Origin of the sequence: Bacillus sp. 5mfcol3.1, assembly GCF_900114335.1 — a bacterium.
Lineage (GTDB): Bacteria > Bacillota > Bacilli > Bacillales > Bacillaceae_G > Bacillus_A > Bacillus_A thuringiensis_S.
Genome location: NZ_FOST01000001.1, coordinates 437,129 through 452,894, shown reverse-complemented (window position 1 = coordinate 452,894; position 15,766 = coordinate 437,129). Strand labels below are relative to the sequence as shown.

Sequence of the window (15,766 nt, the reverse complement as noted above, 5' to 3'; positions counted from 1 at the left end):
AGCTCCTAAGAGCTACTTTTTAATTATCTATTATGTGCTTTCTTTATAACGATTTTATCTTCTTCTACAGCTACTGTTACATAATCATTTTCTTCTAACCGAAGCTTATTTACAGCCTCATCTGGTAACTCTATGGCCATCAATCTATCGGTTACGATCACTTGACTATACACTTCATTTTCTTGTGATGAATTCACTACTTTTTGCTCATTTATAAAACGTACTGGTGGCACGCCAACTTCTTTTACTGTACGCCATTGTTTCCAAACATACGGAATTAACCATAGTAATCCAACAACTGTAAGACCGATACCAATCCATAAATTACTTTGCGCTTGTAATTCAGTAATTGAGATTGTACCACTTTCTTCTCCACCGAAAAATTGCATACTTGTTGCAATCAAATTATTTAGAGCGTGCACAGCTATATTCGTCCATATATTTTTTGTTTTTATGTATAAAAGACACATAACGACACCAAACATGAACGCACCAATAACATCAAAATGTCCTAGGCCAAAAATAATTGAAGATATAATTACAGCTTTTTTAATTCCCCATTTATGAGCCATCCGCTGTAAGAAAAATCCCCTAAAAATAACCTCTTCCATAATAGGTGCTAACACACATGCTGAAATGAAAGTAAATATCGTCATATATACGTTACTCGTATTAATAACATTTCCGTCTTCTAGCATAGTAACTAAGAAATTCGGTAACGTATGTGCTAATATGTAAAATTGAATCTGAGATATGCCAACTGAAAAAATCATCCCCATTATCGTTGCTAATACAATTAATCCCCAAGATAAACGTCCTGGCTTATCAAAAAAACTGTTAAATACAACATTATTTTTATTTGTTTTTACGTATAGCCAAAGTAACGGAAATACAAAAAATACAGTTATTTGTGAAATAACCTCCATCGTATTCTCAGAAACATTTGCTAGACCTAATGGTATCATTATAAGGAACACCCCTATAATCATCCATCCAAAAAAGCTACGTAGCCTTATACGTGAAAATGCATAGTGCATATAGAACACCCCCAAAGATAGTAAAAATAAAATAAAACTTTAATCAGTACTTTATAGGCAATCCTTTCCCTATAAATAGCAGGATAACTAAATTATAATATGAATATAGTTGAAATCCTTCCTATTTTTCTCAAATCATTTCAAACAGCATAGCTCTTAAAATACCATATCGCTGTTCTTCAAGTTGCAATCCAAGTGAAATTTATGTAATAAAAATCCCCGTTTTTACAAGCGGGGATTTCTTTTATTATAATACGTCACGTTTTTGGAATAATGCACTTGATGCTACAAGTAACACAACAAAGTATGCAGCTACAAGTAATAATGAAGTTGTAAACGTAAATTCTGTAAATGTTGGTTCCATTCCACCATTGATTAATTTATTACTATCGTAAGCTCTTAAATCCAAATGGTTGAATACTACAAACTTCGCTACACCTTTTGCAAACATTATTAATACCATGTTAATTGCACCTTGTAAGAAGAATAGGAACATCGTAATAATTAATGGTAATACAGACTTTCTAAAGACATTTGCTAGGAAAAATGCAAGTGTTGCAAAAAAGAATGGTGAAAGTAGTTGATATAAAGTGGACTTCATTACGATTCCTAACGTTAATTCTGTTTTACTACCATCCATTACAATACCGCCAATAATCATTGCAATTAACATACCAGCTAATACGATAAATAACATTGCTAATAACACTGTAATATATTTAGAAAATAAAACTGCAAGTCTTTTTCTTGGACGGATTAACAATTGTTTAATTGTACCTTTTTGGAACTCATCAGTAAGAGTACGGGCAGCAAGTGTAATCCCAAAAATCGTTGTAAATAAAACAATTAAGCCAATCTCTGAGTTTGCATAATCTAAATATGATCCCTTAAACTCATCACCTTTTCCCCACTTCAACATTGCTAAAGTACCTAAAATTTCGAGTGCCGCAATGACACCAATTAAAATATACATACCTTTTTTCGCATGCAACTTTAAAAATTCATTTTGAATTAATTTAAACATTACGCTTTCACTCCCCCAGTAATCGCTAAGAACTCATCCTCTAACGTTTTATTTTGAACAGTAACTCCGTATACAAGCACATCAGCATGAACAAGTTTTTTTACAAGTTGCGGAATGTTGTCTTTTGTTACAGATGCTACAATTACATTCCCTTTTGCTTTACCTTTAATGATTTCATTTGCTTTCTGAACTTCATCTACTTCAAACGCTACAACGACTGCCTCATCATGTTTCACTTTTTCATGTAAGTTGTACTCTTGTACAAACTCACCTTGTTTAATAATAACAACGCGATCACACATTAATTCAATTTCACTCAATAAGTGACTTGATACGATTACAGCAATATTCTCTTCTTTCGCTAAACGTTGTAAATAATCACGAATTTGGCGAATACCAGCTGGATCTAATCCATTTGTCGGCTCATCTAAAATTAAGATTTTCGGCTGATGAAGTAATGCTTGTGCAATTCCTAAACGTTGTTTCATACCAAGTGAATATGTTTTCACCTTTTTATGAATCGCATGCTCTAATTCAACAAGCTTTACAATCTCAGCAATGCGCTCTTTACTAATTGGAGTAATGGCCATGTTCGCAAAATGATTTAAGTTTTGCATTCCTGTCATATAATCATATAGTTCAGGATTTTCTACAATCGCTCCAATTTGCTCTAGTGCCTTTTCACGCTCCGAGCGAATACTATGTCCACAAATTGTAATATCGCCCTCTGTCATTGAAATAAGACCTGTCATCATACGGATCGTCGTCGTCTTACCGCTACCGTTCGGCCCAAGGAATCCGTATACTTCTCCTTCACGAACCTCAAATGATAAACCACGAATAATTTCCGTTCCACCAATCCTTTTTCGAACATTCTCTAACTTTACTACTACGTTTCCCAATGCTGATTCCTCCTTTAGACTTCTAGTTTTTTATCGATAATATAAGCAATTACATATATTATTAGAGCACTAACCATTACCATGAAACTTATATTAAAAATGTTAAATCCATTTTCTTGAAACATATTAATAAACAGACTCTTGCTTTCACTATGATATTCTACTCTTCGCAATACTTGGAAAGCTGGAGCTAATTTTCCTAGCAAGGTTGTCGCTAAAGTAATCGCTATATTTATTACTAGAAAAATAATAACGATTAGTATATTTTGCGCCTTTTTCTTTTTCGTAAGTAACTTAACTAGAGTAATTACTAATATGATTTGTAACACACTAAACAAAAACTCAAATAAATCGCTTATCGTATATATTAAATTATTAATTATGCCTACTTGCATAATCTCTTTTGCCTCTACATATACAGAAGTCGTAGGAAAAGCTAATATATAACTTACGTAGAAAAGAATTCCACATATCCCATACCATATAGCCATTGCGATAAATGAGAAAATAAGCATAGAAATTACATATTGTTTCCCAGATATCGCTGTAAGTCGTAACATCGGATTAGTTAGTAAGCGTGAATATGATTTCATTGTTTGTATAAACATATAAACAATATAAAAGAAAAATATAATCATAATGATTCCAAATATATCCTCTTGTCTACTGATAGCCGCATCACTTTTTCTTACAATCATTTGTGAAAATAACACAGCTTCAATTAGCACAAAGAATAAAAAAGTAACAATATATCTTTTCTTATTTACATTCCATAAATAGGAAAGTACTGACTTCACTTACTAAACACCTCCTTAAACAATTCATGAACTGCTTTTCCTCTCTGAAAACGAATTTCTTCTACATTTTCATATAGAACCATTTCTCCATCTTTTAAAAAGATCACTTCATCAAAAATATTTTCAATTTCATTTATTAAGTGAGTGGAAATTAATATCGTACAATCTTCTCTATAGAACTGTAGAATTAGATCCAATACATGTTCTCTAGAAAGAGGATCTATCCCGCCCAATGGCTCATCCAGTACGTATAGCTTCGCTTTTCGAGAAAATGTTAAAATGATTTGCAGCTTCTCTATCATACCTTTTGACAATGCTGTAATTTTTTCTTCTAACGGTATTTTAAATTCTGCAATCGTATCTACCGCTTTTTGAATATCGAAGTCTTTATAAAAATCCCGGTAGAAAAATAAAGCGTCTTTTACAGTCATCCAATCATCAAAGACTGGCTTATCGGACATAAATGAAACGATTTCTTTCGTCTGTAATCCTACCTTTTTACCGTCTATTGTGATACTGCCTTCAGAAGGGTGTTGCAAGCCTGCAATCATTTTCAATAACGTCGTTTTCCCGCTCCCGTTATCTCCAACAAGCCCAACGATTTTCCCTTCCGTAATCTCTATGTTTAATTCACGGATCACTGCTTTTAATCCGTATCTCTTCCATAAGTTTTCTATTTTTAATAGCTCTGTCATTGGCTCTCCTCCCTCTTATCATGTAATGAAGAACGAAGAATTGTAAGAATTTCTTCTTCTGAAAAACCTAAATTGTCCATTCCATCTATAAAAGAATGAAGTAATTCTTTCGCCATCTCTTTTCGCAGCTCCATAATTTTCTCCCCTTCATTCGTTACATACCGTCCCATTCCTCTACGTGTTACAACAACTCCATCCCGTTCTAGCTCTTGAAATGTACGCTGAATCGTATTTGGATTCACTTGTAATTCACTCGCTAATTCACGGACAGAGGGAATTTTATCACCAGGCAATAAATGTCCTGTTACGATCTCTTTTTTTATGTATTCCATTACCTGAATGTAAATTGGTGTATTTGGAGAAAACTCTATTTTCATTTCTTCCCTCCTTTTGTATCGGTGTACCAGTTAAATAATACACTGATACAAAAAGTTTGTAAATACCCATTTAATTACAAAAAGTTCTATCCGTTAACCGAATAGAACTTCCCAAACATAAATCGCTATATAGAAATAATAGTGTTATGTAAACAAAATTATAAAGAAAAGCTGTCTTATCAATGAATAAGACAGCTTTTCTTTATAATCCTATATTAAAAGTTAAACACGAAGTCATCGTCAGCTAACTTTTCAACGTTCGTTGCTTTTACGTAACCATTTCCTTTTACAGAGAAGAAATCATGGTTTTTCGTATCTGTACGTAAACCATTTAAAACGATTGGGTTAATTTCTTCTTCTTCAAACTTCGGCTCAAGTCCTAAGTTCATAAGCCCTTTATTCGCATTGTAACGAACGAAACGATTTACATCTTCTACAAGACCGATAGAAGTGTAAATTTCTTCTGTATAGGCCATTTCAATTTCATATAGTTCCATTAATAACTCTTGTGTTTCTTTTTGCACTTCTTGTTGCTCTTCTGCAGAAAGTTCTGCGAAGATTTGTTGTGCTAAAATACCGACGAATACGCCGTGAATTGACTCATCCTTTACCTTCACATAAGTTCGCTACTCCTATGCCGTTTATACAGCTTACAGTTTCCTGTAAGAAGAGACTATATCATCTACCTTCTCAGGTAGCCCTCCATTTCGATTTAAGGGATTCTCACCCACCGCTTGGCCCTACTCCTCTTGCGGAATTTCACCGCCATTGGGATAGTCGTTGAACGTTCCTTTATCTACGTATCGCACCCACCACTGTTTATACAGTTTTCGATGTCTGATACGGCTTCCTGTGCCGCTCGATAACCCATGTTTTCTTTCAATGGATGCATTAGATTCACCGGCTTGTAGCATCTGAACGATATCCAAAAACATTTCAAGAGTAACACGTCCCCTTGTTTTCAGTTGGTGTTCAGATTTAACCGGCAAATAATTTTGTACTTTTCCCCAAAGATATTTATAACGTTTCTTATGTCGAATTAAAGATACATAATTAGGATGAAGATTATACATATCAGCAATTTCTGGATTTGTCTTTCCGCACTTTAGTAGTTCTACAATCTCAAAAAATTGTGCATCTGTAATTTTTGATTGTGGATTTTTTTCACCTATAACACGTTGCCTTTTCTTCTCTAATTGTTCTTCAGTGAATTTAATTCCACCCAATCCTTCTCCGCCTAATGTCAAGTTATAGCCATTATTATAAGAATCATACAGCCAAATATACTGTTGCTCAATCTCACTCAATTCTTCCAATGAACATTCTATTTCCTCTAGAATTCCATATTCTAAAGTGGATTCATATTTACAATATACTGCTTGTAAATACCTATTATAATGTGTACCACTCTTTAACATCCACATATGTTCCCTAATTCGTTTTAAATTTGAAACGTTCACATCTTTACCAATATAATACTTCCCATTGATTTTTAAATAGTAAATTCCGTACATGTTATCGCTAGATAAAGGCTTCGCTGCTGATTGCCCTATCAGCTATTCTCCTTTCCATCTATTGATAGTTAGAGAATAACCTGAATGCATATATTCATCAATAATAATACAGATAAATTTACAATAGGGGGTCCCAGCAATTAAAAGGGTTTTTCAATTGGTATCTCTACCAAAAGCCGCCATAAGTTAACGGATAATAAGGTTAATAATTTCACCACTTGCCGTCAGTTTACCTTGACCAGCTAAGTAAAGTGGATAGAAGAATCCACTATAGAATAAGTAACTTTCTAAGAACACACTTGCTACCATTGCCATGTATAACTCTTTTTTCGTTACTTCAGGCTTTAATAAACGACGATAGTAACTAGTAATAATACCAGCTTTTTTCTCAAGTAACGGATGATTGTCTACCCAGTCAAAAATATCATCAATTTCTTCTTCTGTAGCTAATGTTGTGAAAATGTGACTATAACTTTTCGCATGTACTTCTTCCATAGCTCCCATGAAAGCTAATACACTTTTCGCCTGTAAATTTTCAAGATGAACAAGTACAAGTGGCATTCCTTCGCCACCTTGTTTCGTATCTAAAAGTGTTAAACCACCTAATACACGCTTATAAGCAATTTGCTCTTCTTTCGATAATTGCACCCAAGTATTTTTGTCAGACGAAACCGCGATTTCTTCTTCTGTCCAAAACTGAGCGATGTTTTGCTTCCAAAACATTAAACTGAAATCATCTTCCTTTTTATTCCAGTTAACAGCGCGCATTGAATCACCCCTATATCTATTATTGTTCTACTGAACGGTTAAATTTCCATCTAACAATGAAAAGCTAACCGTTTAGTAGAACAAACCAAGTATGAGCAGGGTTCATAACCCTGCTCATACTATTGGGTTATTCATTTAGTATGGCAATATGCCATTAAACGGTACACGCCACACACTCTTCCACGCTTAATTTACGTGTTCTCGTATAATACAGACTCTTTAAGCCTTTTTTATGTGCATAGATGTAGTAACGTGCTAATTCACGTGTTGAAATATCACTATTAACGTAAAGAATTGTACTAATTCCTTGGTCAATATGTTCTTGAATTTCTGCGATTAAATCAATTAATTTAAACTGATTCATATCGTAAGAAGATTTATAGTACCAGAACGTATCTTTTGATAAATACGGCATTGGATAATATGTTGTCGCGTTCGCATATGTTCTTGATTCGATTTGACTTACGATCGGCATTACGCTTGAAGTTGCATTTTGAACGTAACTGATTGATTGTGTTGGAGCAATGGCAAGACGATACGAGTTGTATAAACCATTCTTTTGCACTTGCTCTTTTAAACTTGTCCAATCTTCTTTTGTTGGAATATGAATTCCTTCAAATAGTTGCTGAACTTTTTCAGTTACTGGGCTGTAATCTGTCGTTTCATACTTTTCAAAGTATGTGCCATTCGCATAATCAGATTTATCGAAGTCTTTAAATGTCTCGCCTTTTTCTGTAGCGATTTCCATACTTTTCTCAATAGAGTAGTAATTTAACATCATAAAGAATGTACGAGCGAATTCTTTCGCTTCTGCACTTTCATAAGCGATTTTATTTTTTGCTAAATACCCGTGTAAATTCATTGCTCCAAGTCCAACTGAATGAAGCTCGTCATTTGCTTTTTTCACGGTTGGTGCATTCGGAATGATCGTCATATCAGAAACAGCTGTTAAAGCTTCCATTCCTGCATGAACCGCTTCACGAATTTCTTTATTTTCCATTACGTTTACGATATTTAACGATCCTAAGTTACAGTTAATATCACGACGGATAATGTCATCTGTACCGTAATCATTTATTTCTGAAGTTTCTTGAAGCTGGAAGATTTCTGTACATAAGTTCGACATCTTCACAGTTCCAATATCCTTCAATGGATGTTGATTATTTGCATTTGATTTAAACATTAAGTATGGGTAACCAGACTCAAGCTGAATCATAGCGATTTTAATAAGCATATCACGTGCACTAATATCTAGTGGCTTCTTCTTCACTTTCGGATTGCTCATTAATTCATCGTACATTTCATCAATATCAATATCATCTAAATGCTTGCCATATTCTTTATAAACCGTATAAGGTGCGAAAACATGGAAAGGCTCATTTTTCTCAGCAAGCTCAAAGAACTTACTTGGAACGATAATTCCGATTGATAGAGACTGAATACGGCTCTTCTCATCGGCATTTATTTTTTTTGTATCAAGGAATTCAATAATATCCCAATGGAAAATGTTTAAATATACTGCACCGGCACCTTTTCGTTGGCCAAGTTGATTCGCATATGAAAACGAATCTTCAAGCAATTTCATAACAGGTACTACACCACTTGCAGCATTGTCGATACCTTTAATTTGCTCACCACGTGCGCGTAGCTTAGATAAGTTTAAAGCTACTCCCCCGCCGATTTTCGATAATTGCATCGCAGTATTAATGTTAAAGCCGATCGAATTTAAGCTATCGTCCATCTCTAACAAGAAACAAGACACCATTTCTCCTCTTCTGCTTCTTCCCGCATTTAAAAAGGTTGGTGTCGCTGGTTGGTAGTTTTGTTTTACAATCATGCTTGCGAATTGTCTTGCCTTCGAAACATCACCGCGTCCTAAGTATAATGAAACAATTGCTACACGATCTTCATAGCTTTCTAAGTATTGTTTTTGATCATTCGTTTTTAACGCATAATCTTTGTAGAACTTAGATGCTGCCATATAAGATTGGAACTCGAAGTTTTCACCATAAGCGATGTTATATACTTCCTCTACTTCCTCCAAGCTATACTCGTCCAGAACGTTGTAATAGTAATCATGTTCTTTCATATACTCCATTCGCTCTGCCACGCTATTAAAAGGAACGGTATTCTCTCTAGCTTCTTCCATAAAGACTTCTAATGCCTCTTTATCTTTATGAAGCTGATAAAAACCGTCCTGCATTTGCGTGATTTCATTATTCAGTTCAATGTGTCGCAATCTCCCGCACCCTTTCCTTAAAATATTCTACATCGTTATTTGTTCCAGATAACTCAAATTTTGATACAATAGGCACTTCATATTTAGTAGAAATCTTGTCAGCACTTGCACCGAACATGTCTCCCCAGTTACGATTGCCGCTTGCAGATACGCCTTTTAATTTTTCATTATTGCGCTCTAAAAAGTCTAAAACACGTTCTGGTACATTGCCAAAACCTGTTGTATACGTAATAAGAATAAAGTCTTCATCTATTACTAGATCTTCATCAATTTGAACGGCCGGCATATTTAATTTGTGAATGAAACGCTTCACGTTTCCTGTCATAGAATCATATGCAACTAACATTTCCGACCCTCCCTCTCAAATCTATATTCTCTATATGTTGTTCTTGATTTCTCTATATATTGTATTACGTTTCAAAATAAGACACAAGATATATGTATAAATTCTTTCTTTTTTTAACTTTTACTTTTCGACATGATAGCCGTTTTTTTTCAATACAATGACTATGAAACAACATTCTAAAACTCATGTCAATAAAGTGCTTTTCAAAAAAGTTGTCAACGAATTTAACCTTATTTTTAAAAAAGTTAACAATATATTTTGTCATAAAACGGTAGATGCTGAAGAAATATATTTCTCTAGCATCACGCAAAAAAGAACAGATATGAAACGATAATCTGCTCTAAAAAACGATTACATTTATCAAATTTACCTTATTAAATATATTATACATATACTTTCGTCTCTCGTTACATACTAAAAGATAACTATTATAGAAAAAGATTATTATTATGGAACTTCAATTTATTTATGAAAAGTTTATTCAGAGTGCTCAATACGCAAAATATCTTTTACAAATATGTGATGTGGATTTTCATCTTTATCAAGCATTGTACATACAGGAGCCTCTTCATCAAAGTATACAATCATTCCTTCTACATACTGATATGTATGTTGAACTTGTACAGTTACTTTAATTTCTATCGCTTCTTCATATGCTCTTTTTATTTTCTGAAGCATTTTTGCTGAACATTTTCGTTTCTCTGGATACATAACCATTCCCATAAATCTATTGCCGGCTCTATCTTTCCACATATAATCCCAATGTGGTAAAATGCCTTGTTTAAAATCGCCCATAATTCCCCTCTCCTTTATCTTTTATTTATCCCGCATTAAACGTCCAGTTGGTGAAGGATGCCCTGCTGATCAAAATTCCCCTTTATGAACGTGGCGTTTCTGAATATGTATAAATCACTTGCCCGCCTCGCTGTGCGTTACCAATGAAATGCTTAAAGTCTTCTCTATTTACAACAACTTCTCTGAACGTATAAAATACATCTTTCGTAACAACATACTCCGTTATTTCACCATTTTTCAGCTGATCTAAAATTGTATTTGCTAATTCTTTATCCATGTATTTCACCTCTCTGCAATATTTTATTCTATCGTATATTCTATAGGTCAACAACTGTAAAATTATCCCGCTATTTGCGGGTAGTCCGATTGGTGTTGACTACTAATCAGTCGTGGAATGAACAAAAAATCTTACTGATTAACATTTCACTTTATCTTGTTGTTATGCCATGATTTTATTTTCGTTATTTCGCAAACAATATCGTTTTACTATATGTCCACTAAATATCATATACTAACATAGCTACTTCTCTATATCAAACATTTCGGCATTCAATTATGCAAAGTTCCATACCACTATGCTACAATATACAAATAGAACTAGGAGGGATACTATGATTCGGAAAGCAAAAAAGACAGATGCAATGGCAATAGCTCCTTTATTGTATAATGCTCTGCATGAAATTGCTGAAAAAATCACAGGTAGCACAGTTGAAGCAGAAGTATTACTAGGACTTGAGACATGGTTCTCAAAAGAAAATAACCGTCTGAGCTACGAAAACTGTTTTATTTATGAACAAGACGAGAGTGCAGTTGGAATTATTGTCGCTTATCACGGTAGTGAAGCAACACAGCTTGACGCACCAATTGTACATCACTTAAGAGAATTACATAAAGATGAATCAATTACGTTAGAAAAAGAAGCTGAGCTTGATGAGTATTACATTGATACATTATCAGTTTCAAGTGCACACGGTGGAAAAGGTATTGGTTCTAAATTAATTGAAGCTGCCGAAATCTATGCAACTGAAAAAGGGCATGAAAAAATCGCTTTACTTGTTAATTTAGAAAACACACGCGCCTATTCACTATACGAAAAGTTAGGTTATAAAAAAGATGAAATTGTTATGCTAGTAGGCGAACCTTATGCTCATCTCGTAAAACCATTAAACGTCAAAATTTCTATATCTTAAAAAGAAAGCACACGATTTATATAAATCGTGTGCTTTTATGTTAAATTCGTATTTAATATATTTCCATCCATCGCCTCGTGAAACGTATATGTTGTACATCCCCATGGCTTTCTATGCAAAATAGGAGAACCAGACCATCCCATTGCCCTCAGCTCCGTTCCAATCATCGAATTAAAATAATTATGACCTACAAGAGCAATACTTCCATGTACGAGAGCATAACGATGTAACAGGTAAGCCGCTTGCTTTGCCCTCTCTCTTACTTCCTTATAAGACTCAACATCTTTATGGTAGCCAAGTATCCATAATGTGCGCCCAATGAACATCCATACCTTAATTGTGCATTTCAACCACTTCGGAGCAAAAAAGTATGAAGGAACTTCAGCTTCTCTAAAAAGAGAGTTTTGCATAAAAGATAAAGAATCCGTTAATTCAGCTGCTGATTGTACAGCACGCCTTTGATCACTTGTTAAGACAAATTTCGCTGCTTCAATTGCCTCTATTGTTTCTATCGGCATTTTAGCTTTTTGTATCATTGACTCGGAATCATACTGTTTCATCCATTCGTGAAATGAATTAATTGTCATCGGTTCTCTTATACGACCTAAACAACCATGACGAATAAAAGAAATCTTCATTCTTTTCACTCTCCATTCATCACTTACGAACTCTATTATGCACTAGTTCTAAACATCATACCACGCAAGAAAAGAAAGTCATATACCTTTACATCTCCCCACCACTATCATGCGTTATCGAAGCATGGATACCATCCATCCCATCAAAATATGTACTCGTATCATATTGACGAATCTTTTTTAAATGCATATAAGAAAATAAAAATAAAATTAAAGCTATAACACTCCCCACAAATTCAAACATCATTTTACCGCCTCTAATTTCTCCCACTTCAGCAGGTTATTCTACTTTTTCATTATACCTCGATATAAAGATTCCCGCATTTTTGCTATTTTTTTCAAATAACATGGATTTTCTACATATTTTCTTACAAAAAGTGAATATTTTTCGAATTTTTACTTTGGAAACATTTACAAAGTAGGAAATATGGTTCAAAATAGGAGGAAATAAAAAAAACCCAAATTTATTCTTTTTTTGGGAAAACTGTAACAAGGAGAGTTGCTTATGCAGATCGCAGAAACTGGAGATATCATCGAATTTAAAGGTGGAATGCAAGGCCGTGTTCAAAAAGTAAATCAAAACTCTGTTATTGTTGATATAACAATTATGAAGAATTTTAGAGAACTAGATATGGAACCTCTTACAGTTGTAAGTCATAAAAACTATACTGTCATTAATCAAAATGCATAATATAATAGAAAGAAAGGGCCTGTATAGTATACAGGCCCTTTCTTTCTATTAACGATTATCAATTGTTTCCGGATATAGATCGTGGTTCATCATGCGGTAGTCAGCCATTTGTTCATACTTCGTCCCTGGGCGACCGTAGTTGCAGTATGGATCAATTGAAATGCCACCACGTGGTGTGAATTTCCCCCATACCTCAATATAACGTGGATCCATTAATTTAATTAAATCGTTCATAATAACGTTCATGCAATCTTCGTGGAAATCACCATGATTGCGGAAACTAAATAAATACAACTTTAAAGATTTACTCTCTACCATTTTTTGCTCTGGAATATAGCTAATATAAATTGTTGCAAAATCTGGTTGTCCTGTTTTCGGACATAAACTTGTAAATTCAGGACAATTGAATTTTACAAAATAATCACGGTTTGGATGATTATTATCAAATACCTCTAATATTTCTGGGCTATATTCAAATAAATATTTTGTATTTTGATTTCCTAATAATGTTACATCTTTTAAATCTTCATCTAATCTTCCAGTCATTTTAAACATCCCTTCTCGTTATACGCCGCGTTTATTTCCCCATACTAACGCATGAAGCTGAGGCAATACTTTTGCATCATTCATCTCTTTACAATTTACAGCTTTATCAATCAGCCACTCATACTTATCTAATAATTTTTTAATAAGCATCGCATCATCCACTGTTTTTGTATCATCGTTTCCTACTTGCAGGAAAAATGGTACACCTGGATAACGTTCGTGCATCTTAACTGCATATTCAAAATCATGATCATCGAATACTACTACTTTTAAACTAATATCTTTTCCTGCTAGTTTCTGAATAATAGCATCTAACTTCTGAAAATCTGTTTTCATCGTCGAACTTGGTGGTTTTGGAGAAATTGTTACCTCATCAATTTGAAGTAACCAATCTTGCCATTTACTCCCTTGCGTTTCAATTGCCGTTCGCATTCCATTTTCTTTTAATATTGAAAGAAGAAACTCAATATTTTTCAGTAATGCCGGATTTCCGCCTGAAATCGTAACATGAGAAAAATTTTCTCCTCCAATTGCAACAAGCTCATCCCAAATATCTTCTGGTGTCATCTGTCTAATTTGATCTTTAGCTGATCCATCCCACGTAAAAGCAGAATCACACCAAGCACAGCTATAATCACAACCAGCTGTACGGATAAACATTGTCTTTTGCCCTACAACCATTCCTTCACCTTGAATAGTCGGACCGAATATTTCTAAGACAGGGATTTTACTCATCAAGCATCCACTCCCGTCTTACTTCCGCATAACTAGTCGGCGTCTCAAAGAGACGAACAAATTCAACGCGAGCTCCTTTATATTCGTTCACTCGATTCTCTTTTGTTAGTGCTTCTGCCATCTTTTCATAAATCCAAACGACCATATTTTCAGCAGTCGTATTCATTGCAGGTAACGTTTCGTTTAAATAACGATGATCTAAATAAATTTCGATTTCATTCTTCCAAATTTCTTTTATATCTCCAAAGTCAATTGCAAGACCTATTTCATTTACATATCCACTAATTCCAAATACAACTTTATATGTGTGACCATGTAAGTTTTTACATTTCCCTTCATAACAGTGTAAATGGTGTGCTGCATCAAATGTAAATTCCTTGCTGACCATTACTCTTTTATTATGGTATTTGAGTTGTTTACGCTGAATATCCTTGTCCATTTTTTGCAAATTCTCTACGATGCGAAATCCAAAAAAGTTATCCATTAGTTGTTCGCTCCTTCGCGTTCTTGTAGGTACGTATCTAATCCTGCTTTACGAAGTTGACATGCTGGACATTCACCGCAACCATCACCAATGATTCCGTTATAACATGTTAATGTTTTTTCCCGAACAAACTCAAATGCTCCAAGTTCATCTGATAATTTCCATGTTTCAGCTTTATCAATCCACATAAGTGGCGTGTGAATGACAAACGGGTAATCCATAGATAAATTTAAAGTAACGTTTAACGATTTCACAAACACGTCACGGCAGTCTGGATAACCACTGAAATCAGTTTCACATACACCGGTTACAATATGACGTGCTCCAACTTGTTTTGCCAATACAGCAGCAAATGATAGGAAGAGTAAATTTCGTCCATCTACAAATGTCGACGGCAATTCACCTTCTTCATGTGTAATCTCCATATCCGTTCTCGTTAACGCATTTGGAGCAAGTTGATTTAATAGACTCATATCTAGTACCGTATGCTTTATTCCTAGCTCTTTTGCAATTTCCGCTGCACAATCAATTTCTAGCTTATGACGTTGATTGTAATTAAATGTTACAGCTTCTACCTCCGCAAACTGCTCTATTGCCCAAAATAAACATGTCGTACTATCTTGTCCTCCACTAAAAACAACAACTGCTTTTTCTTTTTTCATTTCACTCATTCTCCTTCTTTACTATAAATAAGAAGAAAGAACGTTCTTGAACTGTCACAATAAAAAAACAAAACAATACCTAAGGATATTGTTGTTTCCATAGTTTTTTATAGAGGGAGTTCGCGAACCTCTCCCGCGCGGTGCACGGAATTTCTTCTTTCATTGACACAGCTTATTGTAACATATTGTATACTAGCGTAAAAATTTCTGATTTTTCCGCTATTTATCATTTCATTTCTTTCATTTTATAGTATGATTAATTTAATATAAGAAGAGAGGAGGCATCCCACTGAAATCCTTTATTATTTATCTCTTTTTAAATATAT

19 protein-coding genes, 2 pseudogenes and 1 riboswitch are annotated in these 15,766 nt (G+C 34.2%); of the genes and pseudogenes, 2 read left to right on the top strand and 19 right to left on the bottom strand.

Features of this window, described 5'->3' with window-relative positions:
• Window positions 1-23: 23 nt before the first annotated feature.
• The 13 genes and pseudogenes from BM089_RS02380 to BM089_RS02315 form a co-directional block, all read right to left on the bottom strand.
• Window positions 24-1,037, bottom strand: coding sequence for a CPBP family intramembrane glutamic endopeptidase (locus tag BM089_RS02380; protein WP_000558812.1), 1,014 nt, complete (start codon window positions 1,035-1,037; stop codon window positions 24-26).
• Between the two features lie 247 nt (window positions 1,038-1,284).
• Entirely contained in the window at window positions 1,285-2,061 is a 777-nt protein-coding gene (locus BM089_RS02375; RefSeq protein ID WP_000475427.1) for an ABC transporter permease, read from the bottom strand.
• Window positions 2,061-2,963 (bottom strand): ABC transporter ATP-binding protein, encoded by a 903-nt coding sequence (locus BM089_RS02370; protein WP_090975898.1) that lies wholly within the window; start codon window positions 2,961-2,963, stop codon window positions 2,061-2,063. The genes BM089_RS02375 and BM089_RS02370 overlap by 1 nt, the downstream gene beginning before the upstream one ends.
• Window positions 2,964-2,977: 14 nt before the next feature.
• Entirely contained in the window at window positions 2,978-3,760 is a 783-nt protein-coding gene (locus BM089_RS02365; protein WP_090975896.1) for an ABC transporter permease, read from the bottom strand.
• Window positions 3,757-4,455, bottom strand: a complete 699-nt coding sequence (locus BM089_RS02360; protein WP_000137747.1) for an ABC transporter ATP-binding protein — start codon at window positions 4,453-4,455, stop codon at window positions 3,757-3,759. Before BM089_RS02360 ends, BM089_RS02365 begins: the two co-directional genes overlap by 4 nt.
• Entirely contained in the window at window positions 4,452-4,832 is a 381-nt protein-coding gene (locus BM089_RS02355; RefSeq protein WP_000687512.1) for a GntR family transcriptional regulator, read from the bottom strand. The genes BM089_RS02360 and BM089_RS02355 overlap by 4 nt, the downstream gene beginning before the upstream one ends.
• Window positions 4,833-5,047: 215 nt before the next feature.
• Window positions 5,048-5,443 (bottom strand): annotated as a pseudogene (locus BM089_RS02350) (ribonucleotide-diphosphate reductase subunit beta); the annotation flags it as partial.
• A 129-nt stretch (window positions 5,444-5,572) separates the two neighbouring features.
• The gene (locus BM089_RS02345; protein WP_065228499.1) at window positions 5,573-6,346 is read right to left on the bottom strand and encodes a GIY-YIG nuclease family protein; all 774 of its coding nucleotides are present in this window, start codon (window positions 6,344-6,346) and stop codon (window positions 5,573-5,575) included.
• A 192-nt stretch (window positions 6,347-6,538) separates the two neighbouring features.
• Window positions 6,539-7,114: pseudogene (locus tag BM089_RS02340) on the bottom strand (ribonucleotide-diphosphate reductase subunit beta); the annotation flags it as partial.
• A gap of 154 nt (window positions 7,115-7,268) precedes the next feature.
• The gene (gene nrdE / locus BM089_RS02335; RefSeq protein WP_001215839.1) at window positions 7,269-9,353 is read right to left on the bottom strand and encodes a class 1b ribonucleoside-diphosphate reductase subunit alpha; all 2,085 of its coding nucleotides are present in this window, start codon (window positions 9,351-9,353) and stop codon (window positions 7,269-7,271) included.
• A complete protein-coding gene (gene nrdI, locus BM089_RS02330) occupies window positions 9,340-9,699 on the bottom strand; it encodes a class Ib ribonucleoside-diphosphate reductase assembly flavoprotein NrdI (protein WP_000959447.1) in 360 nt (119 codons plus the stop codon). Before nrdI ends, nrdE begins: the two co-directional genes overlap by 14 nt.
• A 477-nt stretch (window positions 9,700-10,176) precedes the next feature.
• Complete coding sequence (locus tag BM089_RS02320) at window positions 10,177-10,494, bottom strand: hypothetical protein (RefSeq protein ID WP_000502199.1); 318 nt, start codon at window positions 10,492-10,494, stop codon at window positions 10,177-10,179.
• A gap of 82 nt (window positions 10,495-10,576) precedes the next feature.
• Window positions 10,577-10,771, bottom strand: coding sequence for a hypothetical protein (locus BM089_RS02315; RefSeq protein ID WP_000356686.1), 195 nt, complete (start codon window positions 10,769-10,771; stop codon window positions 10,577-10,579).
• 334 nt (window positions 10,772-11,105) lie between these two features.
• Between BM089_RS02315 and BM089_RS02310 the strand changes: the two genes are divergently transcribed.
• Window positions 11,106-11,684, top strand: a complete 579-nt coding sequence (locus BM089_RS02310; RefSeq protein ID WP_000619547.1) for a GNAT family N-acetyltransferase — start codon at window positions 11,106-11,108, stop codon at window positions 11,682-11,684.
• A gap of 35 nt (window positions 11,685-11,719) precedes the next feature.
• Here the strand turns inward: BM089_RS02310 and BM089_RS02305 are convergent, their stop codons facing one another.
• Together BM089_RS02305 and BM089_RS31335 are read right to left on the bottom strand one after the other, a co-directional pair.
• Complete coding sequence (locus BM089_RS02305) at window positions 11,720-12,322, bottom strand: histidine phosphatase family protein (RefSeq protein ID WP_075720137.1); 603 nt, start codon at window positions 12,320-12,322, stop codon at window positions 11,720-11,722.
• Between the two features lie 88 nt (window positions 12,323-12,410).
• Complete coding sequence (locus BM089_RS31335) at window positions 12,411-12,566, bottom strand: hypothetical protein (protein WP_000461432.1); 156 nt, start codon at window positions 12,564-12,566, stop codon at window positions 12,411-12,413.
• 261 nt (window positions 12,567-12,827) lie between these two features.
• Here BM089_RS31335 and BM089_RS02295 point away from each other — a divergent pair, with 261 nt between their 5' ends.
• Entirely contained in the window at window positions 12,828-13,013 is a 186-nt protein-coding gene (locus BM089_RS02295; RefSeq protein ID WP_001165082.1) for a YkvS family protein, read from the top strand.
• 48 nt (window positions 13,014-13,061) lie between these two features.
• Here the strand turns inward: BM089_RS02295 and queF are convergent, their stop codons facing one another.
• Genes queF through queC form a run of 4 tightly spaced genes read right to left on the bottom strand, consistent with a single transcriptional unit; the run spans window position 13,062 to window position 15,440 of the window.
• The gene (gene queF, locus BM089_RS02290) at window positions 13,062-13,559 is read right to left on the bottom strand and encodes a preQ(1) synthase (protein ID WP_001986050.1); all 498 of its coding nucleotides are present in this window, start codon (window positions 13,557-13,559) and stop codon (window positions 13,062-13,064) included.
• A gap of 18 nt (window positions 13,560-13,577) precedes the next feature.
• A complete protein-coding gene (gene queE / locus BM089_RS02285; RefSeq protein WP_000036299.1) occupies window positions 13,578-14,294 on the bottom strand; it encodes a 7-carboxy-7-deazaguanine synthase QueE in 717 nt (238 codons plus the stop codon).
• Window positions 14,287-14,778 (bottom strand): 6-carboxytetrahydropterin synthase QueD, encoded by a 492-nt coding sequence (gene queD, locus BM089_RS02280; RefSeq protein WP_000368414.1) that lies wholly within the window; start codon window positions 14,776-14,778, stop codon window positions 14,287-14,289. Before queD ends, queE begins: the two co-directional genes overlap by 8 nt.
• Window positions 14,778-15,440, bottom strand: coding sequence for a 7-cyano-7-deazaguanine synthase QueC (queC, locus tag BM089_RS02275; RefSeq protein ID WP_000711595.1), 663 nt, complete (start codon window positions 15,438-15,440; stop codon window positions 14,778-14,780). The genes queD and queC overlap by 1 nt, the downstream gene beginning before the upstream one ends.
• Window positions 15,441-15,533: 93 nt before the next feature.
• Window positions 15,534-15,577, bottom strand: a riboswitch (PreQ1 riboswitch).
• Between the last annotated feature and the right edge of the window lie 189 nt (window positions 15,578-15,766).